General features: G+C 74.8%; 12 protein-coding genes. 6 read left to right on the top strand and 6 right to left on the bottom strand.

The features are described from left to right. Positions 1-90 precede the first annotated feature (90 nt). Positions 91-2745 carry an alpha/beta fold hydrolase gene (locus tag OIE12_RS11485; protein WP_329134397.1) on the top strand — a complete coding sequence of 885 codons (2655 nt, stop codon included), beginning with the start codon at positions 91-93 and terminating at the stop codon, positions 2743-2745. Then, complete coding sequence (locus OIE12_RS11480; protein ID WP_329134395.1) at positions 2742-3647, top strand: ABC transporter permease; 906 nt, start codon at positions 2742-2744, stop codon at positions 3645-3647. The genes OIE12_RS11485 and OIE12_RS11480 overlap by 4 nt, the downstream gene beginning before the upstream one ends. Before the next feature lie 92 nt (positions 3648-3739). Here the strand turns inward: OIE12_RS11480 and OIE12_RS11475 are convergent, their stop codons facing one another. After that, positions 3740-4141 (bottom strand): rodlin, encoded by a 402-nt coding sequence (locus tag OIE12_RS11475; RefSeq protein WP_329134393.1) that lies wholly within the window; start codon positions 4139-4141, stop codon positions 3740-3742. A 249-nt stretch (positions 4142-4390) separates the two neighbouring features. On the opposite strand from OIE12_RS11475, the gene OIE12_RS11470 reads away from it, so the two are divergent. The 3 genes from OIE12_RS11470 (at position 4391) to OIE12_RS11460 (ending at position 6035) form a co-directional block, all read left to right on the top strand. Then, positions 4391-4840, top strand: a complete 450-nt coding sequence (locus OIE12_RS11470; protein ID WP_329134391.1) for a rodlin — start codon at positions 4391-4393, stop codon at positions 4838-4840. A 293-nt stretch (positions 4841-5133) separates the two neighbouring features. Further along, positions 5134-5391, top strand: coding sequence for a chaplin (locus OIE12_RS11465; RefSeq protein WP_329134389.1), 258 nt, complete (start codon positions 5134-5136; stop codon positions 5389-5391). A gap of 107 nt (positions 5392-5498) precedes the next feature. Further along, on the top strand, positions 5499-6035 hold the full coding sequence (locus OIE12_RS11460; protein ID WP_329134387.1) for a chaplin: 537 nt from the start codon (positions 5499-5501) through the stop codon (positions 6033-6035). A 388-nt stretch (positions 6036-6423) separates the two neighbouring features. On the opposite strand, the gene OIE12_RS11455 is transcribed toward OIE12_RS11460, so the two are convergent. Then, complete coding sequence (locus OIE12_RS11455) at positions 6424-7722, bottom strand: NAD(P)-binding domain-containing protein (protein ID WP_329134385.1); 1299 nt, start codon at positions 7720-7722, stop codon at positions 6424-6426. Beyond that, complete coding sequence (locus tag OIE12_RS11450) at positions 7722-9227, bottom strand: carboxylate--amine ligase (protein ID WP_329134383.1); 1506 nt, start codon at positions 9225-9227, stop codon at positions 7722-7724. Before OIE12_RS11450 ends, OIE12_RS11455 begins: the two co-directional genes overlap by 1 nt. Positions 9228-9641: 414 nt before the next feature. Between OIE12_RS11450 and OIE12_RS11445 the strand changes: the two genes are divergently transcribed. Continuing rightward, entirely contained in the window at positions 9642-10904 is a 1263-nt protein-coding gene (locus OIE12_RS11445; protein ID WP_329141864.1) for a glycoside hydrolase family 26 protein, read from the top strand. A 61-nt stretch (positions 10905-10965) separates the two neighbouring features. Here OIE12_RS11445 and OIE12_RS11440 read toward each other — a convergent pair whose 3' ends face one another. The 3 genes from OIE12_RS11440 to OIE12_RS11430 form a co-directional block, all read right to left on the bottom strand. After that, a complete protein-coding gene (locus OIE12_RS11440) occupies positions 10966-12057 on the bottom strand; it encodes a GNAT family N-acetyltransferase (protein ID WP_329134381.1) in 1092 nt (363 codons plus the stop codon). Positions 12058-12746: 689 nt separating this feature from the next. After that, a complete protein-coding gene (locus OIE12_RS11435; RefSeq protein ID WP_329134379.1) occupies positions 12747-13406 on the bottom strand; it encodes a lipopolysaccharide biosynthesis protein in 660 nt (219 codons plus the stop codon). Then, positions 13403-14545, bottom strand: coding sequence for a glycosyltransferase (locus OIE12_RS11430; RefSeq protein ID WP_329141862.1), 1143 nt, complete (start codon positions 14543-14545; stop codon positions 13403-13405). Before OIE12_RS11430 ends, OIE12_RS11435 begins: the two co-directional genes overlap by 4 nt. Positions 14546-14547: the final 2 nt, after the last annotated feature.

Below are 14547 nucleotides of genomic sequence, written 5' to 3'. Positions count from 1 at the left end.
GGCGGGCGGAGCCGCGTACCTCCATGGGAGGTCGGCGGGTCCACCCCCGGGACTGCTCCGGTTGTCGGTGACGGCCCGTACCGTTGAGCCATGGATCTTCGACTGCCCCGCGTCCGAGGGCTGCTGCGGGGGCCGCGGCGGCTGGTGACCGCCGCGGCCGCCGTCGTCGTGCTCGCCGGCGCGGGGACGTGGACGGCCGTCGCGTCCGACGACGCACCGGCCGTGCACGTGAGCGACAGGGCGCTGCCCATGGGCGGCGGAGTCCGCCTGGACACCTCCTACTTCACCGCGGGCCCCGCCGGCCGCCGCCCCGCCGTCCTGCTGGCGCACGGCTTCGGCGGCAGCAAGGAGGACGTGCGCGGCCAGGCCGAGGACCTCGCCCGCGAGGGCTACGCCGTACTCACCTGGTCCGCCCGCGGCTTCGGCCACTCCACCGGGAAGATCGGGCTGAACGACCCCGAGGGCGAGGTCGCCGACGCGTCCCGTCTCGTCGACTGGCTCGCCGAGCGGCCCGAGGTCCAACTGGACAAGGCGGGCGACCCCCGCGTCGGCATGGCCGGCGGCTCCTACGGCGGCGCGATCTCGCTGCTCACCGCCGGGTACGACGACCGGGTCGACGCCATCGCCCCGGCGATCACGTACTGGAACCTGTCGGACGCCCTGTTCCCGAACGGCGTCTTCAAGAAGCTGTGGACGAGCCTGTTCCTCAACTCCGGCGGCGGCTGCGACCGGTTCGAGCCCGCGCTGTGCCGGATGTACCAGCGCGTCGCCCAGTCCGGGCAGCCCGATGCCGAGGCCCGCGCCCTGCTGGACGCCCGCTCCCCGGAGGCCGTCGGCGACCGCATCAAGGTGCCCACCCTGCTGACGCAGGGCCAGACCGACTCCCTGTTCCCGCTCGGCCAGGCCGACGCCGCCGCGAAGGCGATCAAGGCCAACGGCGCCCCCGTCGACGTCGACTGGATCAGCGGCGGCCACGACGGCGGCAACATGGAGACCGACCGCGTCCAGGGCCGCGTGAAGTCCTGGTTCGACCGCTACCTCAAGGGCGACAAGGGCGCCGACACGGGTCCGGCCTTCCGCGTCACCCGCACCGGCGGCGTCGACTCCACCGACGGCGAGACGCGGTTGCGCGGGGCGACCGACGACCACTACCCCGGCCTGGCGAGCGGCCCGCGCACCCTCCGCCTCGCCGGCGGCGAACAGCACTTCGTCAACCCGGCGGGAGCCAGCCCGCCCGCGATCTCCGCCCTGCCCGGCCTCGGTGACTCGGGCGGACTGTCCCAGCTGTCCTCCCTCGGCGTCGGCATCTCCCTCGACTTCCCCGGCCAGTACGCGGCGTTCGAATCCGCGCCGCTCACCCGGGACCTCGGGATCACCGGCTCGCCCACCGCGACCGTGCACGTCACGTCCACCAGCGAGGACGCCGTCCTGTTCGCCAAGGTGTACGACGTCGCCCCCGGCGACTCCCGGCCGGGACTGCCCGCGCAGCTGGTCACCCCCGTGCGGGTCGAGAACGCGCGGCAGGGCAAGGACGTCACGCTCACCCTGCCCGCGATCGACTACGAGGTCCGCAAGGGCCACCGGCTGCGGCTGGTGCTGGCCTCCACCGACCTCGCCTACGCCTCCCCGACGCAGCCCGCCACGTACACCGCGGAGCTGAAGGGCGGGCTGACGGTCCCGACCGCCCCCGGCGTGGCGACCGCCGACAGCCCGCTGCCGTCCTGGGTGTGGTGGCTGCCGCTCGCCGGTGCCGTGCTCGCCGCGACGCTGCTACTCACCGCCCGCCGCCGCACCTCCGCCCCGGCCCCCGATCCCGAACTGGCCGACGTGCCCCTGGTGATCGCCGGCCTGAGCAAGCGGTACGCCAGGTCCGCCGACCGGTATGCCGTCAGGGACCTCTCCTTCCGGGTGGAGAAGGGCCAGGTGCTCGGTCTGCTCGGCCCCAACGGCGCCGGCAAGACCACCACCCTGCGCATGCTGATGGGGCTGATCACCCCGGACGACGGCGAGATCCGCGTCTTCGGCCACGCCGTCCGCCCCGGCGCCTCCGTACTGTCCCGGGTGGGCGCCTTCGTCGAGGGCGCCGGATTCCTGCCGCACCTGTCCGGCCGGGACAACCTCCGGCTGTACTGGCAGGCCACCGGCCGCCCGCCCGAGGACGCGCACCTGGAAGAGGCGCTGGAGATCGCCGGGCTGACCGACGAGGCGCTGGCCCGCGCCGTGCGCACGTACTCGCAGGGCATGCGGCAGCGACTCGCCCTCGCCCAGGCCATGCTCGGCCTGCCGGACCTGCTGATCCTCGACGAACCCACCAACGGCCTGGACCCGCCGCAGATCCGCGAGATGCGCGAGGTGATGATCCGCTACGCCGCCGCCGGCCGCACGGTGATCGTCTCCAGCCATCTGCTGGCCGAGGTCGAGCAGTCCTGCACGCATCTGGTCGTCATGGACCGCGGCCGGCTGGTCCAGGCGGGCCCGGTCGGCGAGATCACCGGCGCCGGGGACACCCTGCTGGTGGGCACGGAGACGCCGGTCGGCGAGCCGCTGGCCGAGAAGGTCGCCGCGCTGCCCGGCATCGCCTCGGCCGAGGCCGTCGAGGGCGGGCTGCTGGTCCGGCTCGACACGGACGGCAGCGCCCCGCGGCTGGTCGCCGAACTCGTCCGCCTGGAGGTGCCCGTCGCGTCGGTGGGCCCCCACCGCCGCCTGGAGGACGCCTTCCTCACCCTGATCGGAGGCTCGGCATGAGCAGCCTCGCCGGCTCCACGTCCGCCGGCTCCACGTCCGCAGGCCACCCGTCGGTGCAGCCCCCCGAGGTCGCCGACGGGTACCGGGCCGGGCGCACCCTGCCGTTGCGGGTCGAGCTGGTCCGCCAGCTCAAGCGGCGCCGCACGCTCGTCATGGGCGCGGTCCTCGCGCTGCTGCCGTTCGTGCTGGTGATCGCCTTCGCCGTGGGCGACCCCGGCTCACAGGGCGACCGGATCACCCTGATGGACACGGCGACGGCGTCCGGCGCCAACTTCGCCGCCGTCAACCTGTTCGTCTCCGCCGGGTTCCTGCTGGTGGTGCCGGTCGCCCTGTTCTGCGGGGACACGGTGGCCGCCGAGGCGAGCTGGTCCTCGCTGCGGTATCTGCTGGCGGCGCCCGTGCCGCGGGCCCGGCTGCTGTGGTCCAAGCTCGCCGTCGCGCTGACGCTGAGTCTGGCCGCGATGGTGCTGCTGCCGCTGGTCGCCCTGGCGGTCGGCTCCGTCGCCTACGGCTGGGGGCCGTTGCACATTCCCACCGGGGGCACGCTGTCCACCGGCACGGCGGCCGAGCGGCTGGTCATCGCGGTGGCGTACATTTTCGCGTCCCAACTGGTCACCGCCGGGCTCGCGTTCTGGCTGTCCACGAAGACCGACGCACCCCTGGGCGCGGTCGGCGGCGCCGTGGGCCTGACGATCGTGGGCAATGTGCTCGACGCGGTCACCGCGCTCGGCCACTGGCGCGACTTCCTGCCCGCGCACTGGCAGTTCGCCTGGATCGACGCCGTCCAGCCGGAGCCCGAGTGGTCCGGGATGGCGCAGGGCACCGCCGTGTCGGTCGCCTACGCGCTCGTCCTGTTCGCGGCGGCGTTCCGGGGCTTCACGCGGAAGGACATCGTGTCGTAGCACGGAGGCGGGGGCCGGGGCGTGGACGGGGGCGCACACGGAGGCGGGGCGCCGGATCGTCCGGCGCCCCGCCTCCGCGGCCGTGACCGTGCTCAGTCGTCGTGCTCCTCCGAGTTGGTCGACAGGATCGACACGTCCTCCAGCAGGTGCGCGAGCGCGCCGTCCCGCTTGATCTGCGTGGAGTTCTCGGTGCACTGCTGGCTCAGGTCGTCCGACAGGATCGGGATGTCCTGCACCGGGACGCCGTTGACGACGGGCAGGTTGATGTCCTGCAGACCGATGCAGGGCTTGTTGAACGAGCCCTGGATCAGCGCCATCTGCGGGCTCATGTTCCCGTACGTGGCCGAGTTGCCGTACATCTGCATGGCGTTGTTGCCGTTGACAGAGGCCGGACCGCCGTCGTCACCGATGGCCATCGCCTGCGGGGCCGTGGCGGCGCCGGCGCCCACGACGGAGGCGGCGATCGCCGCGGCGGCAAGAGCCTTCTTGATCATTGGTCAGTCCTTTCAGCGGAAAACCCCGTTCACCGGGGCGTCCTGGTCAACTGCGCGGCAGCAGGGTGGTTTCTCCCGTTCACCCCGTCGGCCTATACCGAAGAAATGACCGCCGTCCGCCGGAACCGCGTTGTCCAGGCATTTCTTCCGAGCACGCACCTCCAACCGGGTGAACCCCCGCAACCAATCATCCGGCACCGGGTTGATGAGGCCGTAGGACATGCGTCGCTACGAAGAAAGGAACGCGAAGTGCTCAAGAAGGCAATGGTCGCCGCGGCGGCCGCCGTTTCCGTCATCGGTATGTCGGCGGCAGCCGCTCCCCAGGCGCTTGCCATCGGTGACGACTCCGGGCCGAACTCGGCCAACGGCAACGGTGCCGTGTCGTCGTTCGGCAACTCGGCGACCAAGGGCGACATGAGCCCGCAGCTGTCCCTCATCGAGGGCACGCTGAACAAGCCGTGTGTGGGCCTGGACGACCTGAACGTCCCGATCGTCAACCTGGTTCCGGTCCAGGACATCAACGTGCTGGGCGACGAGCTCGACCAGCAGTGCACCGACAACTCCACCCAGGCCAAGCGCGACGGTGCGCTGTCGCACGTCCTGGAGGACCTGTCGGTCCTGTCCGCGAACGGCGAGACCGAGGGTGTGGCGCACGACGCCGCCGGCGACGGGAAGAACGGCGGCCACGAGGACCGCTGAGCCGTCCGCGCCGGGCTTTCGTGGCCCGCGCGTCCGGACGGGAAGGAGCCGCGGCGCCGCCACCGCCGACGTCGTACGGAAGGCTTTTCCGATGAATTGCCTTCCGGCGTCGGCGAAGGCGTCGCTGCTCCTTCCGGGGTACCGTGCCGACCAGGTGTGGGGCATTCGGGCGTAATACCGGCCGACTCACGTTCCGCGGTTTCCTCCGGGGTCTATTCCTCGTTTACAGCTTGCAGGTCGTGCTGCGAGTCGTTCATGTCGTGCTCGCTCGGTTCCGACCGGCAACAGGGGGCATGACCGCGAAGAAGGGAAAGTACGTGAAGCACAAGAAGAGCGCTGCTGCCGTTGCGGGCATCCTCATGGCCCTCGGCATGGCCGCCCCGGCGGTCGCCGACGCGGGCGCCTCGGGTGTCGCGGCGAACTCCCCGGGTGTTCTCTCCGGCAATGTCATCCAGGTTCCGGTGCACGTTCCGATCAACGTGTGCGGCAACACCATCGATGTCATCGGCCTGGCGAACCCCGCGGCCGGCAACGCCTGCGTCAACGACTGAGTCGACGGCGCAGCAGCCGTACGGCTGATTGCGGCCGGTCCTGGACTGTCTCGTACAGCTCCGGGGCCGGCTTTTCCCATCTCTACCAGCAGGAAGACAAGCTGAAATTGCGACAGACCCTGAGCAGGGGAATGGTCGCGGCGGCGGCCGCGACGGGCATTCTGTCCCTGTGCGCCGCTCCCGCCCTCGCCGACTCGACCGCTGACGGCGTGTCCGCGAACTCGCCCGGCGTCGCCTCGGGCAACGCCGTGCAGGCGCCGGTGGACATCCCGGTCAACGTGTGCGGCAACTCCGTGGACGTGGTGGCCGCGCTGAACCCGGCGTTCGGCAACCAGTGCGCGAACGACGGGCACGCGGAGGCGGACGAGCCGTCCGCGCCGCCGGAGAAGCACGTCCCGGCCACGCCGCCGGCCCACCAGGAGGAGCCCCCCGGCTACGGCGAGGCACCCCCGCAGCCGGCCCCGGAACACAGCACCCCGGCCACGCCTCCCGTGGCGTCCCACACCGAACGCCCGCACGCCCAGCCGCCCATGCTGGCCGAAACGGGCGGCGGCGGCCTGCTGGTCGCCTCCCTGGTGAGCGCGGGCATGCTCACCGGCGGCATGCTCCTCTACCGCCGGGGCCGGACGACTCCGGACCACTGACGGCACGTGCGCCTGCCGGCGGGTACGGCGGCTGCGGGGTGAGCGGTGTCCGTGGGCCGGCCGTGCCCGCGGGGCGGGCCGGGCCTGCGGGGCGAGCGGTGCGCGCGGGGCGCTGCGATCCGGGGTCGGACACGTCCGCGCCGCACGCTCCGACCCACGGCCGCCGACGCGCGACCGCCCGCGTCCACCGGACGCGGGCGGTCGTGGTGCTTGCCCTGCCCGCCGGGCGCGTGCGCCGTGGCGCTTTCGCGTCCACCGCCGCCGGGCCGCAGGCGCCGTAGGCCGCGTCGGCCGGGCGCATGGCCCGATGGACACGCCTTCGCGCCTCCGCTCCACCCGCCCCGGACGGGGCGGAAGCCCGGTGGCCGTCCGTGGAGCCCGGGGCGGGCTACTCGCCCGTGCCCGTGGCTTCGGGGACCGGACGGGCAGGAGCGGCCGGGGCCGGCACCGTCGCCGTACGCCGGCCGTGCGCGACCGCTGTCCGGACGGCCGGCCCGCGCAGACGCTGCCGTACCCCGCGCACCAGCGTGCGTGCGGTGTAGTCCGCGCCCTGGACGAACCGCATCGCGGGGCCGAACGCGGGCGCCGTCATCAGACCCGCCAGGAACAGCCCCGGCACCGCCGACTCGAACAGTGGTCCGACGGCCGGCGCCTCCAGCGCGCCGGGTGCCAGCCGGGACCGTACGTCCTCCTCCAGCAGCTCCAGACGCCCCGCCGCCGCGGTGAACCCCGTGGCGGCGATGACGTGTTCGGTGCGCAGGACGCCCGGCACCCCTGACCGGGTCACCGTGTCCAGATGGACGGCCCCGGCCACCTCCTTCGCCTTGACGATCTCCTGGTCGAGCCGCAGCTCCACCGCCCGCTCCACCCGCTCCCGCACCCACCACGCCCCGGCCGGACCCAGCGCGGTCGCCGCGACCCGGGCGCGCACGCCCCCGGGCAGCCGCCGGTACAGTCCCGGCCGCTCCGCGTAGAACCAGTTGCGCCAGCCGGGGCCGAGGCCGCTGTGCGGCGAGCGCGCCGACCGCCACCACGACCGCTCCAGCGGCGGCGGCACGTCGTTCCAGCGCAGCCGGTCCGCGCGGGCCAGCACCCGGACCCGGGTGCCCTGCTCGGCCAGCAGCGCCGCCGTCTCCAGGGCCGCCTGCCCGCCGCCCACCACCGTGACGTCCCGGTCCAGGAACCGGCTCAGCTCGGCGTGGTGGCTGCTGTGCGTGACGAGCGCCGGGTCGAAGCCGTGCAACGCCTCCGGGAACCGTACGAACGGCAGTACGCCCACGGCCAGGGCGACCGTACGCGCGTACACCACCTCCCCGTCCGCCAGCGCCGCCTCGAAGCCACCGGGGCGGGCGCGGAGCCGGGTCACCGCACGCTCGTCGACCTCGCAGGGCAGCGCGTTGCGGGCGAACCACAGCCCGTACGAGGCGAACGTGCCGACCGGGATCGGTTCCCCGTGCCGTGCCTCGACGCCCTGCCCCGCGCAGTACCGGTCCAGCCGCCAGCGCCCCTCAGGGTCGGAGAGGTTGGAGGCCCACGGTTCCGACTTCAGGAACATCCCGGTCGGCATGTGGTCCCGCCAGGAGGCCATCGGGCGGCCCTGCACACGCAGGGAGAGCCCGGCGGCCGCGGCATGGGCCGCGATGGACAGGCCGTAGGGGCCGGAGCCCACCACCAGCAGGTCGTACATCAGCAACTGCTCGCTTTCTCGTCGTCGGTCGGGGAGGCGGGGGAGGGCAGGTAGGGCCGCGGCCGTGCGGCGCCGAGGGGGCGAGTGCGCGCGCCGTCCGACGTCGAGGACGCGGCCGGCGCTCGCAGGAGACCGGCGGACCCGACCGCCTGAGCCGTCGTGCCGGGGGCCGCGGGGGCGACCCGCGTGGCCTTGGGCCCGGTGGGCGCCGGGTCCGCGGGGTCCGTCGGGTCGCCGGGGTGGCGAAGCGCGGTGGGGGTCGCGGGGCCCCGGGAGCTGCGGCGGGCCGCACACCAGGGCCTCGCGGCGGTGCGGGCGGCGTCCAGTGCGCGGGGCGCGACGCGCTGCGCGACCCGGCCCGCCACATGGCGGGACCACAGCGCCCACATCGCGAGACCCGGACCGGGATCGTCCGGCGCGTGCCAGGCCAGCTCGCGGCCCTGGGGCGGGCGCCGCAGAGCGGTCAGCGGGGCGTAGTTCTCCACCACGAAGGCCCGCCCGGGGCGGGGCGCCGGCGCCGGGAGCGCACGGCCCGTCAGGTCCAGGTGCTGCGCGCGGACGACGTCCAGCCCCGTGGCGTCCGTGAACAGCCGGAACTGGGCCCCGGGACGCGGGTTGAAGTCGAGCAGGTGGTAGCCGCCCGTGCCGGCGTCCCGGCGGAAGTCCAGGTCCAGGATGCCGCGGTAGCCCAGCTCCCCGACCAGCCGCTCCGCCAGCTCCGTCACCCGCGGGTTGACCGCCCACTCCCCAGCCGCGGTCAGCCCCGCACCGCGCGGCCAGGAACGGTGCTTGCGGCCGGGCCCGCCCGCGCGCAGCGCCCCGGTCCGGTCGGCGTAGCCGTGGAAGAACCAGTCGCGGTCGGGCCCCGGCGGCAGGAACGCCTGGAGCAGCAGCCGGCTGCCCGCCTCGGCCGAGCGCGCGTACAGCTCCCTGGCCTCCCGCGCCGAACGCAGCACCACCGTGCTGCGCAGCCCGCGCCCGCCCGGCAGCAGCCAGGGCCGGCTCCACTTCGCCACCACCGGCAGCCCCAGCCGCCGCACGCCGGAGACGGCCTCCGCCGCGCTCTCCGGGACGAGCGTCACCGGGTGCGGCACGCCCACCCGGGCGCACACCTCGGCCAACTCCGCCTTGTCCGCCACCTGTTCGGCGAGCGTGCCGGACCCGGCGGGCAGCAGGAAGCCGGGCGTGAGCCGCTCCCGCAGCCGGCTCACCGCGACCGCGCCCGCGTCGTCCATCGCGACCAGCACGGCGGGTCTGCCGACCCGCCCGGCGACCCGCCCCAGTACGGCGGCGATGTCGTCGGGACGGGCGCCCGGCGCCGGCGGCGGATGCAGCCGCCGGACGAACCGTGAGCCGCGTACGGGACTGGCGGCGCAGTCGGCGACCAGGTGCACCTCCACCCCCGCCCGGCCCAGCGAGCGCACCGCGCCCAGCGTCCCGTGGTGGAAGGGGTTCCGGTCGATCCGCAGCAGAACGGCGGGGACCCGGGTGTCGAGCAGCGGCACGATGACTTTCCTTCGGGTTCGGGAGGGAGGAGGGCGGCGACGGCGGAATTCCTCGGTGGAATCCTCGGTGGTTCTCTCAACGCGTCGCGCGGGCTTCTTTCGAACCGGTTTCACCCGTGCGAGCGACAACGCCACCCGAAGGCCGGAACCGATGTTGGTGCGACGGGTATTCATATGACTGAGTGTCAGTAAGCGAAATCCGCCGAATGGGAACCGAAGGAGCCCGGGAAGCACACGGACGGAACCAGAACCGGCACCAGAAGCAGGTCCAAAGCCAGAGCCATTGGCGCGGCCAGAACCAGGAACGACGAAGCGGAAACAGGAGCATGCATGGGTGCACAGCGGCAAGGACGGGCGTGCACGGGGGGACAGCGGAAACGGTCCCGGTTCCGGCCCGGGTCCCGACGGCCGGTGATGCTCGCCGCGGCGGTGGTCGCGTCGGTCACCCTCGCCGCGGTGCCCTGCCACGCCGCCGACCCACCGCCCCCCGTGGCGACCCCGCGGCCCGCCGCGTCCGCCACGCCACCTGCCGCCGTGCCCGCGCCCGCCGCCGCCCCGGCACCGCGGCCGCCCGCGGTCACCCCCTCGCCGGGCGCCCCGACCCCCGGCGGCACCGACGGCGCCGCCACCGAAGACGCCGCCCGGTGGCCCGCCTTCGGCGCCTACCTCGACTACGGCCCCCGCGGCGTGGCCCGCATGGCCGAGCTCAGCAAATGGCTCGGCGGCACCGAACTCCGCGTCGGTCACACGTACCTGCCCGGCGACCGCTGGAGCAACATCGAGGGCCCGCCGGGCTTCCTCGACGTGTGGGCGCACTGGCGACGGCAGCAGGCCGACCGGATGCTCGTCCTCAACGTGCCGATGATGGAGCGCAACGAGGCGCACGTCTCCGACGACGAGGTGCGGGCGCTGCTGCGCCGTGGCGCGGCCGGCGAGTTCGACCGGCACTTCACCGCGCTCGCCGAACGCCTGGTCGACTCGAAGGTGCCGGACACCGTGATCGTGCTCGGCTGGGAAATGAACGGCACTACATACACCCATCGCTGCGGGCCCGACCCGGAGAACTGGAAGAAGTACTGGAACAGAATTGTGACGGCCATGCGCGCGGTGCCGGGACAGGATTTCCGGTTCGACTTCGCGCCGAGCCGGGGCCGCGACGCCGTCCCCTGGACGGAGTGCTATCCCGGGGACGACACCGTCGACATCCTCGGCATGGACGCGTACGACCAGCCGCGCGGCCTGTCATTCGAGGAACAGGTGAAGGAGCCGTACGGACTGCAGGCGCAGGTCGATTTCGCGAAGGCGCACCACAAACCGGTGTCGTATCCGGAATGGGGACTGTTCCGCAACGGCGACAATCCGGAATACATGCGGGGCATGCTGGACTGGATGGCCCAGCACAAGCCCGCGTACAACACGCTCACCGACTACTGCCCGCACGGCGTGTGGAGTTGCGACGACAACCCCAAGGCGTCCGAGGTCTACCGCTCGCTGCTCTCGCACCTGCCGCACGTCACCCCGACGCCGGCAACTTCCTCTCCCGTGCCGACTCCGACGCCGACCCCGGCCCCGGGTCATCCGGCGGGCTGTTCGCCGATCAACCTCGGGGACTGGGTGGAGTACTGGCTCGGCGGCAAGCTCTGCGTGAAGTTCGACTGGTGGTCGCGCAGCCGCTGAGCGACCGGAGCGCGTGGGCGCGCGGGCGGGGGCGTGCGCGGGAGCGCAGGCCGTGGTGCGGTCAGCCACCGCCGCCCCCGTCCCCGCCCCCGCGCTCGCGCCGGCGCCGCAGCAGCTCCTTGCCGCGCCGGCGCGCGGCGACGTCGCAGAGGACCGCGCCGATCAGCGGCGCGGTGCGTCGGCGGGCCAGCAGCAGCCGCTGGTTGGCGACCGGGACGGGGCGCCAGTGGTGCTTGTACGGCTCGTCGCCGCGCAGCAGGCTCAGCGTCGTGCGGCCGTCCTCCGGTCCCGTATGACGGCTGCACGCGTCGAGGAGCATCACCGCGACGTCCGCCTTGCGCTCGCGCAGCCGGGGATGGGCGCCGTAGAGGTAGCCGCCGGCCAGGCGCCGGGACAGCAGCGTGAGGTCGACGGCGGCCACGTCGCCGTCGAGTCGGAACTCGGTCACCACCGCGTCCCCGTCGCGCACCATCGGCCCGACCGCCCGCACCAGGTGCGCGGCGAACCGGTCCGTGAGGTGCTCCGCCGTCACCTTCCGGCCGCGCCACTGCAACCGGTGCAGCTCCAGCAGCCGGTGCAGCGCCGTCTCGACCCCGTCCGGCGGTACGACCGTACGCCGCACGCCGAGGGCGTCCAGCTTGCGGAGCTTGGCGCGCACACGCTGCGCCTTGCCGGAGGGGAGGCGGGCGACCAGCTCGGCCATCGGGGCGGCGGGCAGCTCCAGACAGAGTGAGTCCTCCAGGCGCCGGCGGGGGCCGCGCCAGAGGTCGTAGACCTGTTCGACGGCGCCGCCGGGCCGCACCTCGCGGAAGTCGATCACCGCGGTGCGGGCGGCGGCGGCCAGGCCCTCGGCGAGCGCGGCGGCGGCGGGGCCGGCGTACGCGTCGTCGAGCAGGACGTCGGCGTAGTCCGAGAGCGCGCCGCCGAGCGGCACGAGGGCGGGCACGGGCCCGCGCACCCGCGTCAGCGGGGCGACGGCGCGCAACTCGGCGCCGTCCCGCACGACGACGAGCCGCAGCCGGCCGCGGCGCCCGTACGACAGCCACCAGGAGTACGCCCAGGCGTGACTCTGGAACGGCGTCGCACTCTCGCACCGTCGGTGCAGCCGCCCCCACGCGGGCGCGAGCGCGGCGAACGCGCGAGCGTCCCGCACGACCTCGACGACGAGCCGGCTCCGGCCGGTTCGCGCGGGGGCCCGGCGGTCCGAGGACCCGGCCGACGAACCGGCCCCGCCGGCGACGGTGGCGGTCGGTGGGCCGACCTCGGCGGTGGCCGCGGCGGCCGACGGGCCCGCCTCACCGACGGTCGCGGTGGCCGGCGGGCCGCCTTCGGCGGTGGCTTCGGCGGCCGACGGGCCCGCTTCGACGGCGGTCGCGGTGGCCGGCGGGCCGGCTTCGGCGGTGGCCTCTGCGGCCGACGGGCCCGCCTCGACGGCGGTCGTGGCGGCCTGCGGGCCGGCTTCGGCGGCCGACGGGCCGACCTCGGCTTCGGACGCGGCCTCGGGACCGGGCTCCGATCCGGCCTCGGACCCTGCCCCGGGCTTCCGCCCGGCCCCGGCCTCGGAGCCTGCCCCGGGCTTCCGTTCTGACCCGGCCTCGGGCTCGGACCCGGCCCGGGGCTTCGTCCCGGACCCGGGTTCCGTCCCGTGCTTTCGCCCGGCTCCGGCCTCGGACCCCGCCCGGGGTTCCGTCCAGGACCCGGGCTCCGTCCCGGACCCGGACCCAGAGCCCGGACCGGCACCGGACCCAGGCGTCAGCCCAGGCCCGGGCTCCGGCCCGCCCCCGTGTGCCGGCACCGGTGGGCGTTCCGGAAGCCGGGATCGTCCCGTGCGCACCGTGGGGTTCACAGTTGGCCGTGGACGTCGGCGGCCTGGGCCGGGCTGGGGACCGAGGCGGGGCGGGGCGGGTCCTCGGGGGTGCGGCGGGGGCGGACCAGGAGGGCCAGGCCACCGAGGAGGCCGCCCGCACCCGCCCCGACCAGCCCGGTGAGCGGCGCGGACGGCGACGACGGCGCCGTCGGCTCGACCGCGCGGGAGAAGTTCACCAGCTTCACGTGCGTACTGGACTGCGTGTCGTTCGCGTGCCGGGTCAGCGAACGCGCCACCGCGTTGGCGATGTCCGCGGCCAGGTCGGGCCGCGCGGACGTCGCCGTGACCGAGATCATCGGCGCGTCCGGCGAGGTGGCCGCCCGCACGCTGCTCCGCAGCGTCGAAACCGGCACCCCCGCCCACACCTGCGCGTCCCCGAGCACCGCGAGCTGCGTGGCGACCCGCCCGTAGGCCTGCGCGAACCCGGTCGCCGAGGCCGGGTCCGACTTCTCGGTCGGCACGGCGACGACGTAGCTGGAGGCGCTGTACTCAGGGGCCCGCAGCTCCCCGTACGCCCCGCCGGCGAGCCCGCCGCACAGGACGCCGGCCGCGACCAGCGTCCACGGCGGCAGCGCCTTGACGCGCGTCGGCAGCGCGCCTGCGAAGCGGCGCTTTCGGGTGGGATTCTCGGTCATCGGGAACTCGCTCCTGCTGGTGTGGGACGGGCGACGGCGGCCGCGTACACGCCCATCAGGCGGGCGGCGCTGCGCGTGACGCAGTAGTGGTGGGCGGCGTCCGCCGGTTCGCGCGGGAGCGCACCCCGGGCGCGGACGCGGGTGATGGCGCGTGCGAAGGACTCCGGGGCGCACTCGACGCGCTCCGCGCCCCCCGCCGCGCCCGGCGGCAGATCGTCGATCGCCGGGCAGGACACGTACCGCACGGGCAGTCCCGCCGCGAGCGCCTCGACGGGCGCGAGCCCGAACGCCTCCTCGGGCGACGGCGAGGCGAACACATCCATGGCGGCGAGCAGCGACGGCAGATCGGGCCCGGGCGTGCCGTCGGCCACGACCGGCCGCTCCCCGGCGAACAGCACCCGCCCCGCGAGCCCGGCCCGCCGCGCCGCGGCCCGCAGCGCGCCCTCCTCGGGCCCGGCCCCGACCAGCAGCAGCCGTACGTCACCGGGCAGCAGCGCGAGTGCGTCGACGAGGACGTCGAACCGTTTGCCCGGCGCGAGCCGCCCGACACCCCCGACGACGTACGCCTGGGCCGGCAGCCCCAGCTCCCGCCGGGCGCGCGCCCGGCGCTCCGCGTCGAAGCGGAAGAGACCCGCGTCGATGCCGTTCGGCACGACCTCGATGCGCGGCGCCGGCACGCCCCACCGCTCGAGCCGGTCGGCGACGGTGGGGGAGACGGCGACCGTGGTCCGGCCCAGCCGCTCGCCCGCCAGGTACAGCGCGCGCACCCCGGCGCCCAGCGCACGGCCCTCCAACTGCGAGTCGCCGAGCGAGTGCTCGGTGGCGACGACCGCCCGGACGCCGGCCAGCCGCGCGGCGATCCGCCCGTAGAGGCAGGCCCGGTACAGGTGCGTGTGGACGAGGTCGTAGCCGCCGCGCCGGACCAGCCGGACCAGGCGCGGCAGCGCGGACAGGTCGCGGTTGCCGGCCATCCCGAGGTGGTGCACCCGGACCCCGTCGGCGGCCAGCCCGGCGGCGACCGGGCCCGGGTTGGTGAGCGTGACGACCTCGCAGGTCACCGGCAGATGGCGGAGCAGCAGCCGCAGCTGCTGTTCGGCGCCGCCGACGCCGAGCCCGGTGATGACGTGCAGGACCCGCATCG

Source organism: Streptomyces sp. NBC_00670 (assembly GCF_036226765.1).
GTDB lineage: Bacteria > Actinomycetota > Actinomycetes > Streptomycetales > Streptomycetaceae > Streptomyces.
The sequence above is the reverse complement of the archived record's forward strand: the minus strand, read 5'-3'. Positions and strand labels throughout refer to the sequence as shown.

Bases quoted from the DNA above. Each gene is read 5' to 3' on its own strand.
- OIE12_RS11485 (WP_329134397.1), top strand. From the start codon at position 91: ATGGATCTTCGACTGCCCCGCGTCCGAGGGCTGCTGCGGGGGCCGCGG.
- OIE12_RS11480 (WP_329134395.1), top strand. From the start codon at position 2,742: ATGAGCAGCCTCGCCGGCTCCACGTCCGCCGGCTCCACGTCCGCAGGC.
- OIE12_RS11475 (WP_329134393.1), bottom strand. From the start codon at position 4,141: ATGATCAAGAAGGCTCTTGCCGCCGCGGCGATCGCCGCCTCCGTCGTG.
- OIE12_RS11465 (WP_329134389.1), top strand. From the start codon at position 5,134: ATGACCGCGAAGAAGGGAAAGTACGTGAAGCACAAGAAGAGCGCTGCT.
- OIE12_RS11455 (WP_329134385.1), bottom strand. From the start codon at position 7,722: ATGTACGACCTGCTGGTGGTGGGCTCCGGCCCCTACGGCCTGTCCATC.
- OIE12_RS11445 (WP_329141864.1), top strand. From the start codon at position 9,642: ATGCTCGCCGCGGCGGTGGTCGCGTCGGTCACCCTCGCCGCGGTGCCC.
- OIE12_RS11435 (WP_329134379.1), bottom strand. From the start codon at position 13,406: ATGACCGAGAATCCCACCCGAAAGCGCCGCTTCGCAGGCGCGCTGCCG.
- OIE12_RS11430 (WP_329141862.1), bottom strand. From the start codon at position 14,545: ATGCGGGTCCTGCACGTCATCACCGGGCTCGGCGTCGGCGGCGCCGAA.